Genomic DNA, 19,132 nt, shown 5'->3' with positions numbered 1-19,132 from the left:
GACCGAACCATGAGCTACCGCCTCAACGAATTCCGCTTCGCCCTGCCCGACGCGCAGGTACGCGACACCAGCATCAACATCCTGCGCTTCGAGGCGCTGGGCACCTCGCTGATCGTCAGCCGCAGCCTGCTCGAAGAGGGCGAGACCCTGCAGAGCAACTTCGACGGCCAGCTGCAGCGCCTGCAGCAGCAGGTCAAGGACCTGCAGTTCCAGCCGGCCCGCGCCACCCAGGTGGGCGCGGCCCAGCCGATCGAGGCGATCGAGCTGAGCAGCCAGTTCAGCAAGGGCCAGGAGAAGGTCTACCAGTACCAGCTGGCGCTGGTGCTGCCGGGCACGCGCAAGATGTTCGCCCTGAGCTACGTCAAGCCGACCCCGCTGGGCGAGGCCGAGGCGACGCACTGGGCGGCGCTCAAGCAGTCCCTCGCCTTCGACAACCTGGGCTGACGTAGCGGATGTCCGACGCACTCTGGGCTGCCCGCGAGGGCGACGCGCTGCTGCACACCTCGGTGATGGCCGACATCATCGGCGGCGTGCTGGAAGTGGCCGCCAACGTCGCCATCGGCGCCCTGGCCACCGCCGCGGTGGCCGCGGCACTGGGCATTACCGTGGTCACTGGCGGCCTGGGCTGCTTCGTGCTCGGCGCGGTGGTGGGCCTGGTGGTCGGCGTGGTCATGGCCAAGACCGGCGCGGACACCGGGCTCAGTCGATTATGCGAGGGCATCGGCAACGCCCTGTTCCCGCCGACCGTGCAGGCCACCATCGTCAGTGGCTCGCCCAACACCAGGACCAACGGCATGCGCGCCGCGCGCGCGGCTGGCGTGGTGACCGCCCCCTCGGCCCCGGTCAGTGGCGGGGGCGGTGACGCGCAGGCCGAGGAACAGGAAGAGACTTTCCTCGACATGGCCAAGGGCTTCTTCTCGCAGATGTGGCGGCCGACCGTCGCCAGCCCCGCGCCCAACACCCAGGAAGCCCCCGACGACAAGGTGCTGTGCACCAAGCACCCGCCGATGCCGCCGCAGTACCTGGCCGAAGGCTCGAGCAAGGTGCTGATCAACGGCCACCCGGCCTGTCGCAGCGGCGATCGCAGCACCTGCGAGGCGGTGATCGTCGATGGCGGACTGGTGTCGAACAACGTGCGCATCGGCGGCGGGCCGATCGTGGTGCGCGAGATCCGCAGCGGCAAGACGCCGGGGATCGGCCTGGCGATTACGGCGTTGATGATGTTGCGGGGGCGGGGGGGGAAGTTTTATAGCAAGTTTGGGTGCATGCTCGTCGGAGGCGTGGTCAGTTTTGCCAGCAGCCAAGTGACCGCCGCCCTGACTTCGGCCATCGTCGGCTCGCCAAACCCTGTACACGCGCCTACTGGCGCGAAGATCCTGAGCGACGAACACGACCTCGACTTCACCCTCCAGGCCATGATCCCACTGGACTGGCAGCGCTACTACAACAGTCGCGACGAACGTCGCGAGGGTCTGTTCGGTGCCGGCTGGAGCGTCCCCTATGAAGTGTCTGTGAGGGTCGAGCACGACCGCCTGCTGTATACAGACGAGCAAGCTCGCGTCATCGACATGGGCATGATCGCCCTCGGCGACGCCGTCTTCAGCGCTGGCGAAGGCATCAGCGTGCGACGCGCCCTTGATGGCGAGCTGCTGATCGAAGACATCAGCAGCGGCCTCTATCGTTTGTTCGAACCCAGTCCACAGGACGCCAACCACCTCCGTCTGGCGAAACTGGGAGATCGCAACGACAACCGCATCCACCTGGACTATGACGATCTCGGGCGCCTGATGTGGCTGCGCGACACCTTTGACCGCGTGCGGATCAAGCTGCACTACAGCGGCGCTTGGCCACGTCGAGTCAGCCATATCGAACGGGTGTTCGTCGATGACGATACTGAAACGCTCGCCAGCTATCGCTACGACGCCGCTGGCGATCTGGCCGAGGTCCACGATGCACTGGGGCAATTGCAGCGTCGATTCATGTATGACGAAGGTCGGCGCATGGTCGGGCATCAAACAGCCAATGGCCTGCTTTGCCATTACCAGTGGCAGAAACTGGACGACTGGCGGGTGATCCGGCACTGGACCAACGCCGGCGACGAGTATCACTTCGAATACGATATCGAGGCTGGCATCACCTGCATCACCGACCCGCTGCTACGCACCAGTGTGCGGCGCTGGAACGCGCAGTTCCAGATCATCGAGTCGAGCAACGCGCTGGGCCAAACCTGGCGCTTCCACTGGAACGATGAACGTCAGCTGCTTGCCGCTACCGATCCTGAAGGCGGTGAATGGCGCTTCAGCTACGACGAATCCGGCAACCTGTGCGAAACCATCGATCCGTTGGGACGCAGTGAATCGACCCAGTGGCTCGAGCATTGGGCGTTGCCTCGCAGTGAAACCAATGCCGCCGGGGCAACCTGGACCTATCGCTACGACCAGCACGGCAACTGTATTCGCGAAACCGACCCCTTGGGCGAGGTGACGCGCTACCGCCATGACGAACATGGCCTACCGCTGGAAACCATCGACGCCACGGGCAAGCGCCAACGTCAGCGCTGGAACGAACAAGGTCTGCTGATCGAGCAGGTGGACTGCTCAGGCTACGCCACACGGTTGCGCTACGACCGGCGTGGCCATTTGCAGAGTCTGACCAACGCCCTCGGCCAGACCAGCCACTTCCAACACAATGCCTTGGGACATCGGATACGCCAGGAGCTGGCGGATGGGCGCATTGTCCAGTACCGGTACACCGCCTCGGGCCTGCTCGAATGCTTCATCGATCCGCTCGGCAACGCCGAGCATTTTCGCTATGACCTGAATGGCCAGCTCATCGAGCAGCGGGACAACCTCGGCCGGCCGACGCTGTTTACCTATGACCGTTGCACACGACTGGTGGCACTGACCAACAGCAACGGTGAGTCCTATCGTTTCACCTGGGATGAGGCGAACCGCCTGGCCGAGCATGAAAATCTGGATGGCAGTCGCAAGGCCTACCAGTACGATGGACTCGGCCAGATCATCGCCATGGACTTCATTCCGGCGCCGGGCGCCAGAGAGGCGCCGATCCATCACCGCCTTCGACGTGACGCCGCCGGCAGGCTGGTTGCGTTGCTTACCGAGGATGACAGCACTACCTACAGTCTCGATCCGATGGACCGGTTGATGGAGGTGATCAGCGAGGATCGTCAGGGGAATGTGCAACGCGTCGCGTTCGAGCATGATGCCTGCGGACGCCGCACTGCCGAAAGCAACAGTGCCGGAAGGCTGGAGCACACCTACGACGCACTGGACAATCGCTTGCAGACGCGGCTGCCCGATGGCCGCCAACTGAACCGCCTGGTGTATGGCTCGGGACACCTCCATCAGATCAACATCGACGGGCAGGTGATCTGCGATTTCGAGCGCGATCGCCTGCACCGTGAGGTCTCGCGAACCCAGGGACGGCTGCTTACCCGTAGCCAATATGACCTCAGTGGCCGGCCGAGCGCCCGTCTGCGCTGGGGCGCCGACCACAACGAACACCTGCCTGCGCCCTGGCAGCAGCGCTTCGACTTCGATGATCGCGACAATCTGGTGCTCTACCTGCGCCAGCAACCCGATCATCAACATCAGCTGCTGATGCAATACGACGCAACGGATCGCCTGCTTGCCAACCAGGGACCGTTGCCAGGCCAAAACGAACAATACCTCTATGACGCTGCGGCAAACCGTGTGCCCGGTGCTGGGCAAGTCGCCCGCCATGACCAGTTGCTCCAACTGGAAGATCGCCACTACCGCTATGACGGTTTCGGACGCCTGTCGGAAAAACGCAGCACGCTGTATGGCGAACAGCATATGAGCTACAACCAGCATCATCGCCTTGTTCAGGTGCGCTCTGTACGCGGCGGGCGCGAGCGCATCGTCAAATTGCACTATGACCCTCTCGGGCGCCGCATCGGCAAGACCGAGCAAGACGATCAGGGCAATCTGCTGGGCAGCACCGACTTTGGCTGGGACGGTCTCAAATTGCTGCAAGAGCGCTGCAACGGCCACCTCACTTTGTATGTCCATGAACCGGGCTATAGAGTCCTGGCACGTGTCGACGGTCAAGGTGCGCATCAACGCACGCTCCATTACCACAACGCCCTCAACGGTCTGCCCGAGCAACTGACCGACAGTGACGGCACGCTGGCTTGGGAGGGCGAATGCTCCGCCTGGGGCATGACCTTGCGCGAGTGGAGGACTGAGGACTTCATCGAACAGCAGAACCTGCGCTTTCAAGGTCAGTACCTGGACCGTGAGACTGGCTTGCACTACAACCTGTTCCGCTACTATGACCCACAGAGCGGCCGCTTCACTCAGCCCGACCCTATTGGCCTGGAAGGCGGCATCAACCTGTACCGCTATGCGCCGAACCCTGTCGGCGGGATAGATCCGCACGGGTTGGACTGGAGCTATTTCCTTTCAGACGAGAAAGGCAACCCGTATTACAACGGGCGAGCCTCGGACAACGATACGCTCGAAGGCGTGGTACGCCGACATATGGAAACCAAGGGCGCAGACGGCCCACGCTTCAAGGAAGGTGACCGCATCAACCGCGTGACACCGATTGGTACCGACTACGACACTATACGCGGCATCGAGGACTCAGGGATCCGCGAGCGAGAAGTGCTCGGCAGGAAGAACCCGAACGTGCGAGGCAACAAGATCTATGGCATCTCCGACGCCAAGGCGAAAAAAGACCCTGGCCTCGAGCGGATAGCGCTCGCCAACGACTTCCTGAAGGCACGCGGTGTCAGCAAAGTCACGCAACTGCCCGTGCTCGACAGCCGTGGCGCCCTGCCCCCCAAGGCCAACAAAAGCTCCTGCGGGAAATGAACATGACTGCAACTCCTGAACAACTTTGCAAGATCCTCAAGGCGCAGCATCCCAGCGAGCCACCAAGCTCGGCGCTGGTAGCCACAGGCCTGGCGACCGAGACCCGCAGAATGAGCCATGACCAGGTGCTTACCTGGCTGTTCAAGGCGCGAGAGACCGTGGTGAAGAAAGAGGTGGTCGCCAACTTTCTCACCGGTGTCGAGCGCAACCAGGCCTACCTGCGCGCCGCCCTGTCGGCCTATGCTTGCGCGACACACCTGCCGCAACACGCCTTCACGGCGCAGGACCAACTGAACTGTCAGGTCTGCAGTTTCTTCAAGGAGCGCGAAGTCAACTTCATTGCCCTCAACAGGGTGCGTTTTCTGATCGGCGCAGCGCTTTTCGGCAGCCCCTCCAATATCGCGTTCCAGTTGCAGGAGCATAACGCCGGGCCGAAAGAACAGCCGGGCAACCTGGAGCTGATGGTGTCGATCCTGGACCTGATCCGTAACGTGCCTGCCGTGACCAAACCCAAGGACCTGCTCAAGCTGCTGCGTAAACTACCCGGTATCAAGATGAGCGAAGAAGAGGGCCGGGGGTTCCTCGACCTGCTGGGACACTGCGGAATACTGCAGACGCCAGAGCATCCAGGCCTGCTGTACCGCTACACCAACCTCGGCCTGGCGCCACGTAGCGCGCGCTCGTCAGATTGGAGCTACCCGATGGACTTCTGGCGCGGTGAGCATGGTCTCAATCAGGATGCCCTGGACTATTGGTTCAGTGACTATCCCGAGCTGCTCAAGGTTTAAGTCCTTGGCGGCCAATCTGCTCGCTGGGCGCCGCATGGGCAATACAACTGTTGCGCGCCCCCCTCATGGCAATGGCTCTATGAAAGACGTTGCGACCAGAACAGCAAGAGCCGTGAAGCCTGATATGAACATCTATTTTGTCTGCAACGCACAAGCACCCTGGGGCGATTGGGGTGAGGTGCTAGCCTACGGCATGATCGCCTGGGACGAAGACACCGACATTGACAGCATCGAGCGTACCGGCCCCTACACACCGCCCGCCTACATCCGCTCTGGCCTGCTGGTACTGACCGAGCCGACAAAGGAGGCGTTGGAGAAATCTGGCCTGAAAGGTATCAGCCGCTTCGAGCATCTGGAAAAGACCCATATTGTCGAACTCGACTGGCAGCAATGGGACGCAGCCAAGGACATCAGCGTCTACCTGGAGCTGGAAGGCGAGCCCGAATCGATCATCGAGTCACGCCCCCATGACCCTCAACTGTCAGCACGCATGCCGGCGTTCTGGTGCGCCTACGTCGCTGGCAAGCTCGCCTTGCGCATGGACGAGAGTGTGAAGAGCAACGATCCCTCTCATTACCTGCAGGTAGTCCGTGCTGATGAGCGCGTCGACTTCTTCAAGGCCGATGTGCACGGCGGCTATTTCGTCAGCGAACGGGCAAAGAACTGGCTCGAGCAGCACTGCCCGGAAGCATTCCAGTTCGCCTTGATACCCCTCCCGCGCAAGTGATATTTCCGTGTGGCTGACAAGGGTCTTACTTAACTGAACCAGACCCTCGGACGGGGAACCGCTATTTGATGATCGGTTGGCAACAACTCTACGAAAAGCATGAGACCAAGCTCGACCGCCTCTACGACGATGTAGAAGAAGGCAAGCTGGAGCGGCTACGTGCGTTCGCACAGAAATACCCCGAACTGCTGGTGCTGCCCCGCTATGGCGAGGCCGACGAGGAGGGGCTGCTGCACATGGCCGCCCGAGCCGGACAGGCGGCGAGCTGTGGCCTGCTCCTGGAGCTGGGCCTGGCGCCGAACCAGCCGTATGTAGACGAGGGTCATGCCAGTGCTCTTGAACTGGCAGCCAGCGAAGGGCACCTTGAAACCTGCGTTTGCCTGCTCGATGCCGGTGCCTGGGTCGACGGCCTGCCACTCAGCGTCTGCCCACCGCTATACGCAGCGGCCCAGTCGGGCCACATCGAGGTCGTTGCACTGCTGCTGACACAAGGCGCACAGGTCAATCGCCTGCACCGACGCGCCAATGACAGCGCACTGGACGCTGCGCGCGAATGGGGGCATCAGCGCACGGTCGATCTGCTGCTCGAACACGGCGCACGCAGCATCAACGATGTCGAGGGCGCCGATGCCGAAGGCGCCGGACAGGCCATTGTCACCTTCGTGCACAATACCGCTGGGTGGGTCCTGCCCACCGCGTTCTGCCCTCCCAGTGAAGACCCTCGCAGCACGCTGCATGTCAGCCTGATCGATAGCAAGACCGACTACAAGCTGCTGTTCACCACCGGCCTGTACCAGGTTGCCCCGATGACCGAGTTGCTCCTCTGCCTGCCAGGGGACTGGGCACTGCCCCAGGCCGGATTGCCGGTGCCAGACGCCTGGTGTTTTCCAGTAGGAATGCTGGCACGCCTCGCCGCCAGAACCTTCGAGCAGGGCCCGGTGGCCGAGGGCATGCTGTTCCAGCGTGACGATCCACAGTTTGCCGACCTGCACTGGCCTTGCGCGGTGGATGCGCTGTTGGCGGTGGACAAGCCCTGGAACAAGCATGGTGATGGCGAGCGGATTCCCGAAAGTGAGAAGGTCACCCTGCTGACCCTGGCACCGGTGAAGTTCACCGACAAGGGTGCTCCGACCGCCAAGGCCCTGGCCGCGCTCATCGAGCGTAAACGCAAGGCGAGCTGGAAGGTCCTGGCGCTGGAGACGCCGATCTGAAGTGGAACAACCCGTAAGACGCAAAGGATGCTATTGACCATGACCTCGCAAAAAATCGTGCTTTCCGGCCAGGATCACGGTCTGGGCCAGATCGGCGGCGGCGCCCGTCTCAAGGATGCCTCGCTATGGCCACGAAGCCCGGACACTGATGAGCCGATGACCCCGCTGCTGACATTGAGCGACCGCTTCCTGCCCGTCACCTTCATTCCACCCGGCATGGCGATCACGGTGTTCATCACCGCGCGTCAGCAAGACGGCGCCTTCAACCGGTCCACCCAGCGCCACTACACCGTCAATCAGCAGAGCGAGCTCGACGAAAAGCGCGCCAATCGTTTTGCCCGGGTCATCCTGCACGAGCTGGCCGACCAGTCGATCGCCCCGCCCGCCGCGGCCTTACTGCTGGACCGTGCCTACATTCAGTTCGAACCCTTCAGCGATGAGGAAGAAGAACAGGAACTGGAGGACGAGGACAGCGGTATCGACCTGAGCAAGCCCGTCGGCAGGCCGTGCTGGCTGCAGGACCCGATCTACGAACCCCAGCGCTTCCTGTTCCTGATGCAACTGCTCGACAGTGATGTGGCCGCCGCCAGCCGGCAGCACGTGGGATTGTTCTCGGACGGTATCGGCTACCTGTATGTCGACAGGCAGGCACGGCGCGGCAAGCAAGGCGATGAAGCCGGCTTCTTCTTCATCCAGTTCACCTGATTGGAGACCGGGGCCCTGGCTACAGTCAAACCTGGCCATGTGCTCTCCAGGCAATTCCGCGTCGAGTAACAGTCTTTTACCGAAACCCCAGGTTTTCCCCCCGCAGCCTTTGCCTATCCTAGGCCGGGTCATCCCGCCTGCGATGGACCCATGAAAGACTCGCTCCCCAGCCGCTATGCCTGCCTGTTCCTGTGCCTGGCCTTCACGATCACCAGCGTCCCGTTCCTGCCTGCGCACACCTGGCTCTGGCCCTTCACCGTCATCAGCGCCCTGCTCAGCCTGGTCGGCCTCAACGACCTGCGCCAACGCCACCACGCCGTGCGCCGCAACTATCCGATCCTGGGCAACATCCGCTACCTGATCGAAACCATCCGCCCGGAGATCCGCCAGTACCTGATCGAGGGCGACGACGACAAGCTGCCGTTCTCCCGCGCCCAGCGTTCGCTGGTCTACGCCCGGGCCAAGAACGAGAGCGCCGAGAAAGCCTTCGGCACCCTGAACGATGCCTACAAGCCGGGCTTCGAGTTCATCAGCCATTCGATGCTGCCGGTGCCGATGCCCGACCCGGCATCGTTCCGCATCCGCATCGGCGGCCCGCAGTGCCGCCAGCCGTACTCGGCGTCGATCTTCAATATCTCGGCCATGAGCTTCGGCGCCCTCAGCGCCAACGCCATCGCCGCGCTGAACAAGGGCGCGCGCCTGGGCCGCTTCGCCCATGATACCGGCGAGGGCAGCATCAGCCCCTACCACCGCGAACACGGCGGCGACCTGATCTGGGAAATCGGCAGCGGCTATTTTGGCTGCCGTACCGAGGACGGCCACTTCGACCCCGATCGCTTCGCCGAACAGGCCCGCGCGCCACAAGTGAAGATGATCGAGATCAAGCTCAGCCAGGGCGCCAAGCCGGGCCATGGCGGGATTTTGCCGGGGCACAAGGTCAGCGCCGAGATCGCCGCCACCCGGGGCGTGCGCGAAGGCGAGGACTGCATCTCGCCGGCCGCCCACAGTGCCTTCAGCACACCGCGGGAGCTGCTGCAGTTCGTCGCCCGCCTGCGCGAGCTGTCCGGCGGCAAGCCGGTGGGTTTCAAGTTCTGCCTGGGCCATCCGTGGGAGTTCATGGGCATCGCCAAGGCCATGCTGGCCACCGGCATCACCCCGGACTTCATCGTCGTCGACGGCAAGGAAGGCGGCACTGGCGCGGCGCCCCGGGAGTTCTCCGACAACATGGGCGTGCCGCTGCGCGAGGGCCTGATGTTCGTGCACAACACCCTGGTGGGGCTGAACCTGCGCGAGCGCATCCGCATCGGTGCGGCGGGCAAACTGGTCAGCGCCTTCGACATCGCCAGCGTGCTGGCCATCGGCGCGGACTGGGTGAACTCGGCGCGGGGCTTCATGTTCGCCATCGGCTGCATCCAGTCGCAGAGCTGCCACACCAACAAGTGCCCCACCGGGGTGGCGACCCAGGACCCGCTGCGCCAACGCGCGCTGGTGGTGCCGGAGAAGGCCGAGCGGGTCGCCAGCTTCCACCGCAATACCTTGCATGCCTTGGCCGAGATGCTTGCCGCCGCCGGCCTGGACCATCCCAGCGAACTCAAGCCCAAGCACCTGGCGCGGCGTATCAGCGCCAGCGAGATCAGCCTGTTTTCCCAGCTGCACACCTTCCTCAAGCCGGGCGAGCTGCTCAGCGGCGCGATCGACAGCGAGTTCTATGCGCGGATGTGGCGGATGGCACGCAGCGACAGCTTCGCGCCGGAGACGAGTGAAATCGAGGTGGCGGCGGCGGTCAACGTGCGCCGGAAAGAAACAGCCCCGGCATAGGCCGGGGCTGCGGGTGACGCGGGATCAGGATCAGAAGATGCTGATCGGGTACTCGACGAATACGCGGACTTCGTTGCCGTCGTCCATGTAGAAGTCGGCGACGTTGCGCGAAGTACGCAGGAAGGAACTACGCAGTTTGACCGAGAGATCCTTGGCCGGGCCTTCTTGTACGACGTAACGCAGCTGGTTGAAGATTTCGCGCTCTTTACCTTCACCATTGCCGTGGGTGTTGATGTTGTCACCACGCACGTAGGCAACTTTGTAGGTCAGGCCAGGGACGCCGAATGCGCCAAAGTCCAGGCCGTAGCCGATCTGCCAGGAGCGCTCGTCTTCTGCGTTGAAGTCGGACCAGTAGGAGTTGGCCAGGTAAATGGTCGAACCACCATCGCCGAAGCCGCCATCACGCTGGTAACCGCCGTAGTTGTAGCCGGTATCGCCAGTACTGCGTTGGTGCGCGATGGTTACCGAGTGAGGACCGTACGCATAGGTAGCCGCCAGGCTCCAGATAGTGTTGTCCTGATCGCCCTCACGCATGCCCCATTTTTCGATGAACTTCTTGTCGAGCTTGGACTTATAGCCATTGAAGTCCAAGGTCAGGGACTGGTCTGCCGCGATCGGGTAAACGTAGTTCATGCCCAGGTAGTGCTTTTTCATCACGTCTTCGTTGTCGGCGGTGTACAGCGACGCGGTGAAGTTGTCAGTGAACTTGTAGCTACCGCCCAGTACGTTGATTGCCTTCAAACGACCACTGTCGTGACCTTGGGCGCTCTTTTGCACTTCGCTGGTGAAACGCCCAGCGTTCAGCTCCAGGCCTTTGATCTCTTTGGAGGTGATCGAAGTACCGCTGAAGCTTTCTGGCAACAGGCGCGAATCGTCGTACTGCAGGACCGGCAGGGCCGGCATCTGGTCACCGTACTTGAGCACGGTGTTGGAGACGCGGAATTTGATCGCCGCACCGGCGCGGGCGAGGTCATTGGCAGCATCGCTGCGCTCACGCTCGTTGACCGTGTTTTCACGCTTGAAGAAATCGATACCGCCACCGCCGTTACGGCCTTTGCCGCCATCCAGGCGCAGGGCGTACAGACCGAAGGCGTCGACGCCGACACCGACGGTGCCCTGGGTGAAACCGGAGGAGAAGTTGGCGATCACACCCTGGCCCCACTGGGACTGGTCGTTGGTGTGGTGCTTCTTGTCACGGTTGATGAAGGCGTTGCGCAGCAGGACGTTGGCGTGGCTGTCCTCGATGAAGCCCTTGCTTTCGGCCTGCTCATTGGCCTGTGCCTGGGTCGCGGCGATCATCGCCAGGGCGACCAGGCTGATCCTGGTTTTCAACATGTTGTTTTCCTTATTTCGTATTCAAAAACGCTCTGCATTAGAACGCCAGGAACCAACGCCCCTTCGTAGGTTCGACGCTATGCGGATCCAAGCCGAAAGGCCCGCCAATGGTCTGCAACGGGCCTTGCAGCCGCATGGCCAGATCATGGCCAGCAGGCGTAGAGCCCGAATCCTAGCCCTGCCTGCTTATACATGTCAAAAAAACGTGAAATGCAGGTTGATATAACCAAAAACTAGGTCAGTGCTGGTGCATTTCCATGCATATCTGCCGTGGGTCAGCGCAAATTTGTCTCTTTTGTGGAAAGCGGGCGAAATCCATAAAACCGTCATACGACCGTGCTCCCGCAGGCCTCTCGATACCCTGTCGGAAATTGCCCTGAGCAGCGTGAGAGCGGCGGTGCGACTTGCCCCGCGATAAGGTCGGCAATGCCCCCATCACCGTCCAGCCAGGGCGCCATCGCGGGACAAGCCCGCTCCTACAGGTCATCCCCGTGCGCATCTGTATGAATATCAAGACAATTCAAAATCAATCCGAATAGATAGCAACATTTTGAAACATATGTAAAGACAACCCTTTACAAATGTCGATGCAACAGTAAATAGCAAGCATTACCATTCGCGCCCAATTTCTCACTCCATTCCTTGGACGCCTTCGATGCCTGCCCCCTGCCGCCTTTCCCCCCTGACCCTGGGCCTGTCACTGCTGTTCAGCGCCGGCCTGGCCAGTGCCGCCACCACGACCCTGCCGGAAACCTCGGTGACCGCCGACAGCACCCGCGAAGAGGACAACCCGCGGGTCAAGGACGTGACCACCGCGACCCGTACCTCGACCCCGGCGCGCTATGTGCCGCAGGCCATCGATTCGGTGAAGACTCGCAACGTGCTGGACTACGGCAGCAGCAACCTGGGCAAGGCGCTGGAAGGCATCCCCAACGTCAGCAGCGGCGCCGACACGCGCTTCGACAGCCTGCGCATCCGCGGCTTCGACGCCAGCAACGACTTCTACCTGGACGGCATCCGCGACGACAGCCAGTACACCCGCGACCTGCACAACATCGAGCGGGTCGAGGTGCTCAAGGGCCCGGCGGCGGTGCTCTATGGCCGTGGCAGCCAGGGCGGCATCGTCAACAGGGTAAGCAAGGCGCCGGAGCACGGCCGCCGCTCGACCGTCGAAGCCCAGGGCGGCAGCCAGGACCTGCGCAGCCTGTACGCCGATCTCAGCGCCGACCCCAGCGACACCCTCAGCCTGCGCCTGAACCTGGGCAACGAGGACAAGAACAGCTTCCGCGACGGCATCGACGGCAACCACCGCCAACTGTTCGCCCCGTCCATGAGCTGGCAGATCACCCCCGAGCTGAACTGGCTGGTGCAGTACGAGTACAGCCGCTACGACCGTACCCCCGATCGCGGCATCCCCGGCAACCCGCTCACCGGGCGCCCGGCCGACGTCAGCCGCAAGACCACCTACGGCGACACCCAGCGCGACTACATCAACGACCGCGCCGAGTCGCTGCGCTCGCGCCTGAACTACGAGCTGAACGACCAGTGGCAACTGCGCCATACCTTCAGCCTGTTCACCCTGGAGAGCGACTTCGACAACACCTACCTGACCGCCTACCGCCCCGCCGCGGGATTGGTGGACCGCCAACGCTGGCAGCAGGACCTGAGCACCCGCAACCTCTACAACACCATCGAACTGGAAGGCCATGTAGAGACCTTCGGTCTCGAGCACACCCTGCTGGTAGGCCTGGAAATGGGCGAGCAGCGCCGCAACTCGCTACTGCACCAGGGCGTCGGCGTGCCATCGGTACCCGTGCAGGGCTCGACGGCCAGCCAGCAGCACAACGGCACGATGCGGGTGTCCAGCAACAACCACACCGACGTCGAGAGCACCGGTATCTACCTGCAGGACCAGATCCGCCTCAACGACCAGTGGCAGCTGCTGGCCGGCGTGCGCTTCGACCAGTTCGAGGTGGACACCACCAACAAGCTGCGCGACATCTCGGAAAAACAGAAGGACAACAGTTTCAGCCCGCGCATCGGCGTGGTGTACACGCCTTGGCAGGACCACTCCTTCTATGCGTCCTGGAGCAAGACCTACTCTCCGGTCGGTGGTGGCCTGATCGGCATCACCCCAGGCGCTGCCGGCAACACCAACCAGACCGACCCGGAACAGACCCGGCAGAAGGAGATCGGGGTCAAGAGCGAGTGGTTCGACGAGCGTCTGAGCACCACCCTCGCGATCTACGAACTGGAACTTTACAACCGCCGTACCCGCGACCCGATCAACCCCGAGCTGATCCAGCTCAGCGGCCTGCAACGCTCGCGCGGCATCGAGCTGACCGCTACCGGCAACGTGGTGGGCAACTGGTATGTGCGCGGCGGCATCGGCCTGCAGGACGCGACCATCGTCAAGGACAACAACGGCCAGCAGGGCAACCGCATCAACGATGTCGCCAAGCGCAACGCCAGCCTGTTCGTCACCTGGAAACCGGAGCTGGGCTGGTACGCCGAAACCGGCCTGACCCTGGTCGGCGACCGCTACGCCGATAACCAGAACACCGTGATCCTTCCGGGCTATGGCCGCTGGGACGCGCTGGCGGGCTACCGCACCCATGACTGGGATGTACGCGCGGCGCTGAGCAACATCACCGACAAGACCTACTACAGCTCGGCCACCAGTGCGGCGCAGATCCAGGTGGGTGATCCGCGTAGCCTGGTGGTGACCGGGACCTACAGCTTCTGATCGTCAAAGGCCATACACGATCCCTGTAGGAGCGGCCTTGTGTCGCGAAAGGGCTGCGAAGCGGCCCCAGGATTTCAGCGTTCATGCAAGATCGCCGGGGCCGCCTTGCGGCCCTTTCGCGGCACAAGGCCGCTCCTACACACAGGGGATGCGTACTTCTGCTGCACGCCTCACAAACGAAAACGCCACCGCGGATGCGGTGGCGTTTTTTTCTGCGACGGGTTCCTTCCCGGTCAATGCCAGACAGCCAGCAGAGCTTCGAGCTCTTCCTCGCTGATCAGACCTTGAGGGTATCGCCCATCCAGCAGGCGGCGTGGATCGGTCGTCCTGACCCGATTGTCTCCATGACGTTTCAACCACTGAGCCAGGATTCTGAGCGATTGGTGACAGGCTGCCGTTGCGGGCAAAGCCGACTCACTTGCTGCGTTCATTTCCTCACGTACTCCCTGGGCCGAGTGAGCGGCTAAGTTACTTCAGACGCGTTACAGAATGGCGTAGGTCCATTCGTCTGAAGTACGAGGAAAAATCAATACAATTGCTGTGCCATGCCACCCGACCGAGTATCGCGAACATAAAAAAACCCGTCATCCGACGGGTTTTTCATTCATTGGCCGATCAACGTTTTACCGGTGCCGGCTGCTGCTGGGTCAGGCAGTGGATGTTGCCACCACCAAGCAGCAGCTCACGTCCCGGGATCATCACTACTTCGTGGTCCGGGAAGACCTTGGCCAGGATCGCTCTGGCCTGCGCATCGGCCGGGTCGTCGAAGCTCGGGGCGATGATGCCGCCGTTGACGATCAGGAAGTTCACGTAGGAACCGGCCAGGCGCACAGAAGGGTCGCGCTCCTGGCTGCCCACCACATGGTCGACGCCGTCGCATTCCGCCTGGGTGGCATACAGCGGCCCCGGGATCGGCATCTTGTGCACCACGAACTCGCGCCCTTTGGCGTCACGGGTGTTTTTCAGCACCTCGTAGGCGGCGTGGCAGCGCGCGTAGTTGGGGTCATTGGAATCATCGGTCCAGGCCAGTAACACTTCACCGGGGCTGACGTAACAGCAGAAGTTGTCGACGTGGCCATCGGTCTCGTCGTTGTACAGGCCGTCCGGCAGCCAGACGATGGTCTCGACCGCCAGGTGCTCGCGCAGGATCTCCTCGATCTGCTCGCGGTTCAGGTGCGGGTTGCGGTTGCGGTTGAGCAGGCATTCCTCGGTGGTGATCAGGGTGCCTTCGCCGTCGACGTGGATCGAGCCGCCCTCGAGCACGAAGCCTTCGGTGTGGTAGCGCTGCACGCGCTCCATCTCCATGACCTTGGCGGCCAGCTCCTCGTCGCGGTTCCAGGGTGCGTACAGGCCACCGTCGAAGCCGCCCCAGGCGTTGAAGCCCCAGTCCACGCCACGCACCTCGCCGTGATCGTTGATGACGAAGGTCGGCCCGGTATCACGCACCCAGGCGTCGTCGTTGCTGATCTCGACCACACGGATGTTGGGCAGGTCGAGCTGGCGACGGGCGTTCTCGTACTGGCCGGCGGACACCGCCACGGTGACCGGCTCGAAACGGGCGATGGCCTTGGCCAGGGTCACGTGCGCGGCCTGCGCCGGCTTGCCACCCAGGCGCCAGTTGTCTGGGCGCTCCGGCCAGACCATCCACACCTGGGTTTGCGGGGCCCACTCGGCGGGCATATGGAAACCGTCGGCGCGGGGGGTCGAGTTGAGCGTTTTCATCGATGACCTCTAATTGGCAACTGTCGGTGGTCCGGGGCCCGCTGCGCGCGCCTTTCGCGGCACAAGGCCGCTCCTACAGGTCGAACGCTATCCCTGTAGGAGCGGCCTTGCGTCGCGAAAGGACCGCAAAGCGGTCCCGACTGCTTTATGACGAACACTTATATCCGATAAATATCGACTTTTAAAGCAAGCGACGAGACCTTTTCTGCATAAGGCGCCACTGAAAATCGATAAGAATCGATTTTACAAGCCCTCACCCAGAATCCGCTCCACGCTGTCGACAAAGTAGTCCACGCTGGCCCGCGTGGTGCACATCGGCGGCTTGATCTTGAGGATGTTCAGGTAGTCGCCGGTAGGCTGCATGAAGATCCCCAGGTCGCGCAGGCGATCGCACAGGATCATGGTCTCCTCGGTCGCCGGCTCCAGGGTCTGGCGATCGCGCACCAGTTCCAGCCCCAGGTAGAACCCGGAACCGTGGGCGGCGCCGGCTAGCGGATGTTTATCGACCAACGCCTGCAGGCGCGCCTTGAAGTGGCGGCCAACGTCACGGGCGTTGTCCCACAGCCCTTCGTCGCGCATCACATCCAGCACCGCCATGCCGATGCGGCAACTGACCGGGCTGCCCCCGGCCGAGGAGAAGAAATAGCCCTCGGCCTCCAGCGCCTCGGCGATCTCGCGCCGGGTGATCACCGCGCCCAACGGCTGGCCGTTGCCCATGCCCTTGGCCATGGTGATGATGTCCGGCACCACGCCCTGCTCCTCGAAGCCCCAGAAATACTCGCCCAGTCGCCCGTAGCCGACCTGCACCTCGTCGGCGATGCACACCCCGCCGCGCTGGCGCACCTTGGCATAGGCCTCGCGCAGGTAGCCCGGCGGCAACGAGATGCCCCCGGCGTTGCCGTACACCGGCTCGCAGATCATGCCGGCCAGCTGGCGGCCACGGGCGTCGAGGTCAGCCAGCTTGGCATCGACATCGCGCAGGTAGTCGGCGGCGCTGTCGGCGCCCCGGTAGCGCCCGCGGAAGGTGTTCGGTGCCTCCACCGGGTGCACCCAGTCCGGGCGGGTCTCCAGGGCCTGGGGGTTGTCGGCGATGGAGGTGGAGATCGCGTCGGTGGCCACCGACCAGCCGTGGTAGGCCTCCAGCACACTGAGCAGGTCGCGCCCGCCGCTGTAGGCCCAGGCCAGGCGGATCGCCAGGTCGTTGGCCTCGGTGCCGCTGTTGACCAGGAACACCCGGTCGAAGCCTTCCGGGGCTACCTCCAGCAGTCGCTCGGAGAACTCGGCAATGGCCGCGTAGTGGAAGCGCGAGTTGGTGTTGAGCAGCGACCACTGGCGCGCCGACTCGGCGACCATGCGTGGATGGCCATGGCCAAGTACCGCGACGTTGTTGAGCATGTCCAGGTACGAACGGCCCTGCATGTCGATCAGGTAGTTGCGCCAGCCGCGCTCGATGTGTGGCGGCTGGGCGTAGTAATGCTTCTGCGAGCGGGCGAAGCTGGCATCGCGACGGGCCAGCAGGGCTTGCGGGTCGGCCAGCGGATCGGCATCGCAGTCAAAGCCCAGCAGGGTGCGCGGTGACGGGCACAGGGCCAGCCAGGCGGCGGCGTGGGACGGGGTGGCGAAGAACGGTGGGCGGGTATCGGCATCCAGGCACAGCTGCACGCTGAGGAAGCCACAGGTCGCCCCCAGCGCCTGACCCTTGAGCAGCGCCTGGCCATCGGCCGGCGTCTCTTCCAGGCCAGCGAGCCACAGGCTCCAGTGTGCGGTTCGCAGGCAGCCGCGACCCTCTCCGGTGCGCTGCCAGACACCAGCCTCGGGGGCTTGCAGCGCGCTGCCTGGCAACAGGTTCAGCTCCACGCCCAAGGCACAGGTGGCCGGCTCTTCTGGCCGATCGATATGGGTTTGCGACAGACGGTACTGCCCATGGAGGCTGCACGCCGGCCCCTGCTGGGCGGCGAGCAAGCGCTGGTCGAAGCCCGGCTGCTCCCAGTTGCCTGCCTCGCAGAGGGGGCTGAGCACGCCCAGGTCGACCCGGGCGACCGGCTGCCCGGCAAGACTCGGCAGCAACGCGGCGCAACCGCTGATGTCCGGCATCACGGGCACCTGGCCCGCCGCCTGCAGGATCGCCGCCTCCATCAACGCGGCGGGTACGGAGCAGGCAGTGTCGAAGATCTCCCATTCATGGGCAATGTTGTCACGGGTGTACTGGTTGCCCGGGTCGATCGCCAGCTGCTGCTCGCTGCTGAGCACCAGCACTGCGGCGCGATTCAGCACCAGCGGCCACAAGGCGCGCAGCTCGACCTCCTGCAACGGGTTCGCCGCGTGATAGGCGCTGACCGCTGGCAGGATGCGCAACGGGTCGCCCTCGGCGTGGTGCAGCAGGGCCGCGCAGGTCACCGACAGGTCGGCGATACGCCAGGTGCGCAGCAGGTCGCCGAAGTCGATGACGCCCTGCACCTGCCACTGCCGCTGATCGTCGCGGGCCCAGACCACGTTGTCGTCGGTGATGTCCAGGTGCACGGCCTGGACCGGCAACTGCTCGACCAACGGTTGCAGGCGAGCGGCCGCCAACCGTGCGACCTGTGCCACCTGCTCGCGACGCTGGGCATCCTGCAACACCGGCAACAGGTGCTCGATCAGCACCGAGGCGTGCCGTGGATCCCACTGCAAGGTACGCTCGAGACCCGGGTGGTCGAAACCGGCCAGTGCCTTATCGACCTCGGCGCAAAGCGTGCCGAGCTCGGCCATCACCCGCGCCGGCAAATGCCCCAGGCGGGTCAGCAGCCGCCCGTCAATGTAGTCGAGCAGGCGGGCTCGCAACGGCTGGCCATCGATCTCCAATTCCAGCAGCGGCTCGCCTGTGTTCGCAGGACGCACCGCGGGCACCGGCACGCCTTGCCCGTGCAGAAAAGCCAGTGCCGCATGCTGCGCCTGCAGTTCGATCGCCGCATAACTGCCATGGCAGACCTTGAGCACAAACCGGCCCTGGTCACTGTCGACGCGAAAATTCAGATCCTGCTGGCTGCCTAAAACATACGCAGTTCCCTCCAGATCGTAATACGCCCGCAACAAGGCATGGGCCTGAGCGCCGCCAAGCAGAGGGGCTGGCAGGCTGGAGCGCTGGATCAAGGTGGAGAGGGGCATTACAGGAAACCTCGTATTTTTCCTGTATATCGCCATCAGATAGGCAAATTGGCAAGACGGCAGCGTACAATCGCACC

At 63.2% G+C, this 19,132-nt stretch carries 11 protein-coding genes; 8 read left to right on the top strand and 3 right to left on the bottom strand.

The window, feature by feature from the left end; genetic code table 11:
• Positions 1-9 precede the first annotated feature (9 nt).
• The 7 genes from VUG52_RS01240 to VUG52_RS01210 all read left to right on the top strand — a co-directional run bounded on the left by VUG52_RS01240 (position 10) and on the right by VUG52_RS01210 (position 10,108).
• Complete coding sequence (locus VUG52_RS01240; protein WP_050703360.1) at positions 10-444, top strand: DcrB-related protein; 435 nt, start codon at positions 10-12, stop codon at positions 442-444.
• A gap of 8 nt (positions 445-452) precedes the next feature.
• Positions 453-4,859: an RHS repeat-associated core domain-containing protein gene (locus tag VUG52_RS01235; protein ID WP_331832341.1), complete on the top strand. Its 4,407-nt coding sequence runs from the start codon at positions 453-455 to the stop codon at positions 4,857-4,859.
• Positions 4,860-4,861: 2 nt separating this feature from the next.
• Positions 4,862-5,647 carry a hypothetical protein gene (locus VUG52_RS01230; RefSeq protein ID WP_156329570.1) on the top strand — a complete coding sequence of 262 codons (786 nt, stop codon included), beginning with the start codon at positions 4,862-4,864 and terminating at the stop codon, positions 5,645-5,647.
• Between the two features lie 4 nt (positions 5,648-5,651).
• A complete protein-coding gene (locus tag VUG52_RS01225) occupies positions 5,652-6,374 on the top strand; it encodes a hypothetical protein (RefSeq protein ID WP_177330812.1) in 723 nt (240 codons plus the stop codon).
• Positions 6,375-6,442: 68 nt separating this feature from the next.
• Entirely contained in the window at positions 6,443-7,585 is a 1,143-nt protein-coding gene (locus VUG52_RS01220; protein ID WP_050703357.1) for an ankyrin repeat domain-containing protein, read from the top strand.
• A 39-nt stretch (positions 7,586-7,624) separates the two neighbouring features.
• Positions 7,625-8,290 carry a hypothetical protein gene (locus VUG52_RS01215; RefSeq protein WP_050703356.1) on the top strand — a complete coding sequence of 222 codons (666 nt, stop codon included), beginning with the start codon at positions 7,625-7,627 and terminating at the stop codon, positions 8,288-8,290.
• A gap of 150 nt (positions 8,291-8,440) precedes the next feature.
• A complete protein-coding gene (locus VUG52_RS01210) occupies positions 8,441-10,108 on the top strand; it encodes an FMN-binding glutamate synthase family protein (protein WP_050703355.1) in 1,668 nt (555 codons plus the stop codon).
• A 30-nt stretch (positions 10,109-10,138) separates the two neighbouring features.
• Here the strand turns inward: VUG52_RS01210 and VUG52_RS01205 are convergent, their stop codons facing one another.
• Positions 10,139-11,443, bottom strand: coding sequence for an OprD family porin (locus tag VUG52_RS01205; RefSeq protein ID WP_050703354.1), 1,305 nt, complete (start codon positions 11,441-11,443; stop codon positions 10,139-10,141).
• 655 nt (positions 11,444-12,098) lie between these two features.
• Between VUG52_RS01205 and VUG52_RS01200 the strand changes: the two genes are divergently transcribed.
• On the top strand, positions 12,099-14,189 hold the full coding sequence (locus VUG52_RS01200; RefSeq protein WP_050703353.1) for a TonB-dependent receptor: 2,091 nt from the start codon (positions 12,099-12,101) through the stop codon (positions 14,187-14,189).
• Positions 14,190-14,804: 615 nt separating this feature from the next.
• On the opposite strand, the gene aguA is transcribed toward VUG52_RS01200, so the two are convergent.
• Both aguA and VUG52_RS01185 read right to left on the bottom strand, forming a co-directional pair.
• Positions 14,805-15,911 (bottom strand): agmatine deiminase, encoded by a 1,107-nt coding sequence (aguA, locus tag VUG52_RS01190; protein WP_050703352.1) that lies wholly within the window; start codon positions 15,909-15,911, stop codon positions 14,805-14,807.
• A 243-nt stretch (positions 15,912-16,154) separates the two neighbouring features.
• Positions 16,155-19,055, bottom strand: coding sequence for an aminotransferase (locus VUG52_RS01185; protein WP_050703351.1), 2,901 nt, complete (start codon positions 19,053-19,055; stop codon positions 16,155-16,157).
• Positions 19,056-19,132: the final 77 nt, after the last annotated feature.

It is taken from the genome of Pseudomonas sp. LH21, assembly GCF_036549575.1.
GTDB lineage: Bacteria > Pseudomonadota > Gammaproteobacteria > Pseudomonadales > Pseudomonadaceae > Aquipseudomonas > Aquipseudomonas peradeniyensis.
The sequence above is the reverse complement of the archived record's forward strand: the minus strand, read 5'-3'. Positions and strand labels throughout refer to the sequence as shown.

Bases quoted from the DNA above. Each gene is read 5' to 3' on its own strand.
- VUG52_RS01205 (WP_050703354.1), bottom strand. From the start codon at position 11,443: ATGTTGAAAACCAGGATCAGCCTGGTCGCCCTGGCGATGATCGCCGCG.
- VUG52_RS01210 (WP_050703355.1), top strand. From the start codon at position 8,441: ATGAAAGACTCGCTCCCCAGCCGCTATGCCTGCCTGTTCCTGTGCCTG.
- VUG52_RS01235 (WP_331832341.1), top strand. From the start codon at position 453: ATGTCCGACGCACTCTGGGCTGCCCGCGAGGGCGACGCGCTGCTGCAC.
- VUG52_RS01240 (WP_050703360.1), top strand. From the start codon at position 10: ATGAGCTACCGCCTCAACGAATTCCGCTTCGCCCTGCCCGACGCGCAG.
- VUG52_RS01200 (WP_050703353.1), top strand. From the start codon at position 12,099: ATGCCTGCCCCCTGCCGCCTTTCCCCCCTGACCCTGGGCCTGTCACTG.
- aguA (WP_050703352.1), bottom strand. From the start codon at position 15,911: ATGAAAACGCTCAACTCGACCCCCCGCGCCGACGGTTTCCATATGCCC.
- VUG52_RS01220 (WP_050703357.1), top strand. From the start codon at position 6,443: ATGATCGGTTGGCAACAACTCTACGAAAAGCATGAGACCAAGCTCGAC.
- VUG52_RS01185 (WP_050703351.1), bottom strand. From the start codon at position 19,055: ATGCCCCTCTCCACCTTGATCCAGCGCTCCAGCCTGCCAGCCCCTCTG.
- VUG52_RS01215 (WP_050703356.1), top strand. From the start codon at position 7,625: ATGACCTCGCAAAAAATCGTGCTTTCCGGCCAGGATCACGGTCTGGGC.
- VUG52_RS01230 (WP_156329570.1), top strand. From the start codon at position 4,862: ATGACTGCAACTCCTGAACAACTTTGCAAGATCCTCAAGGCGCAGCAT.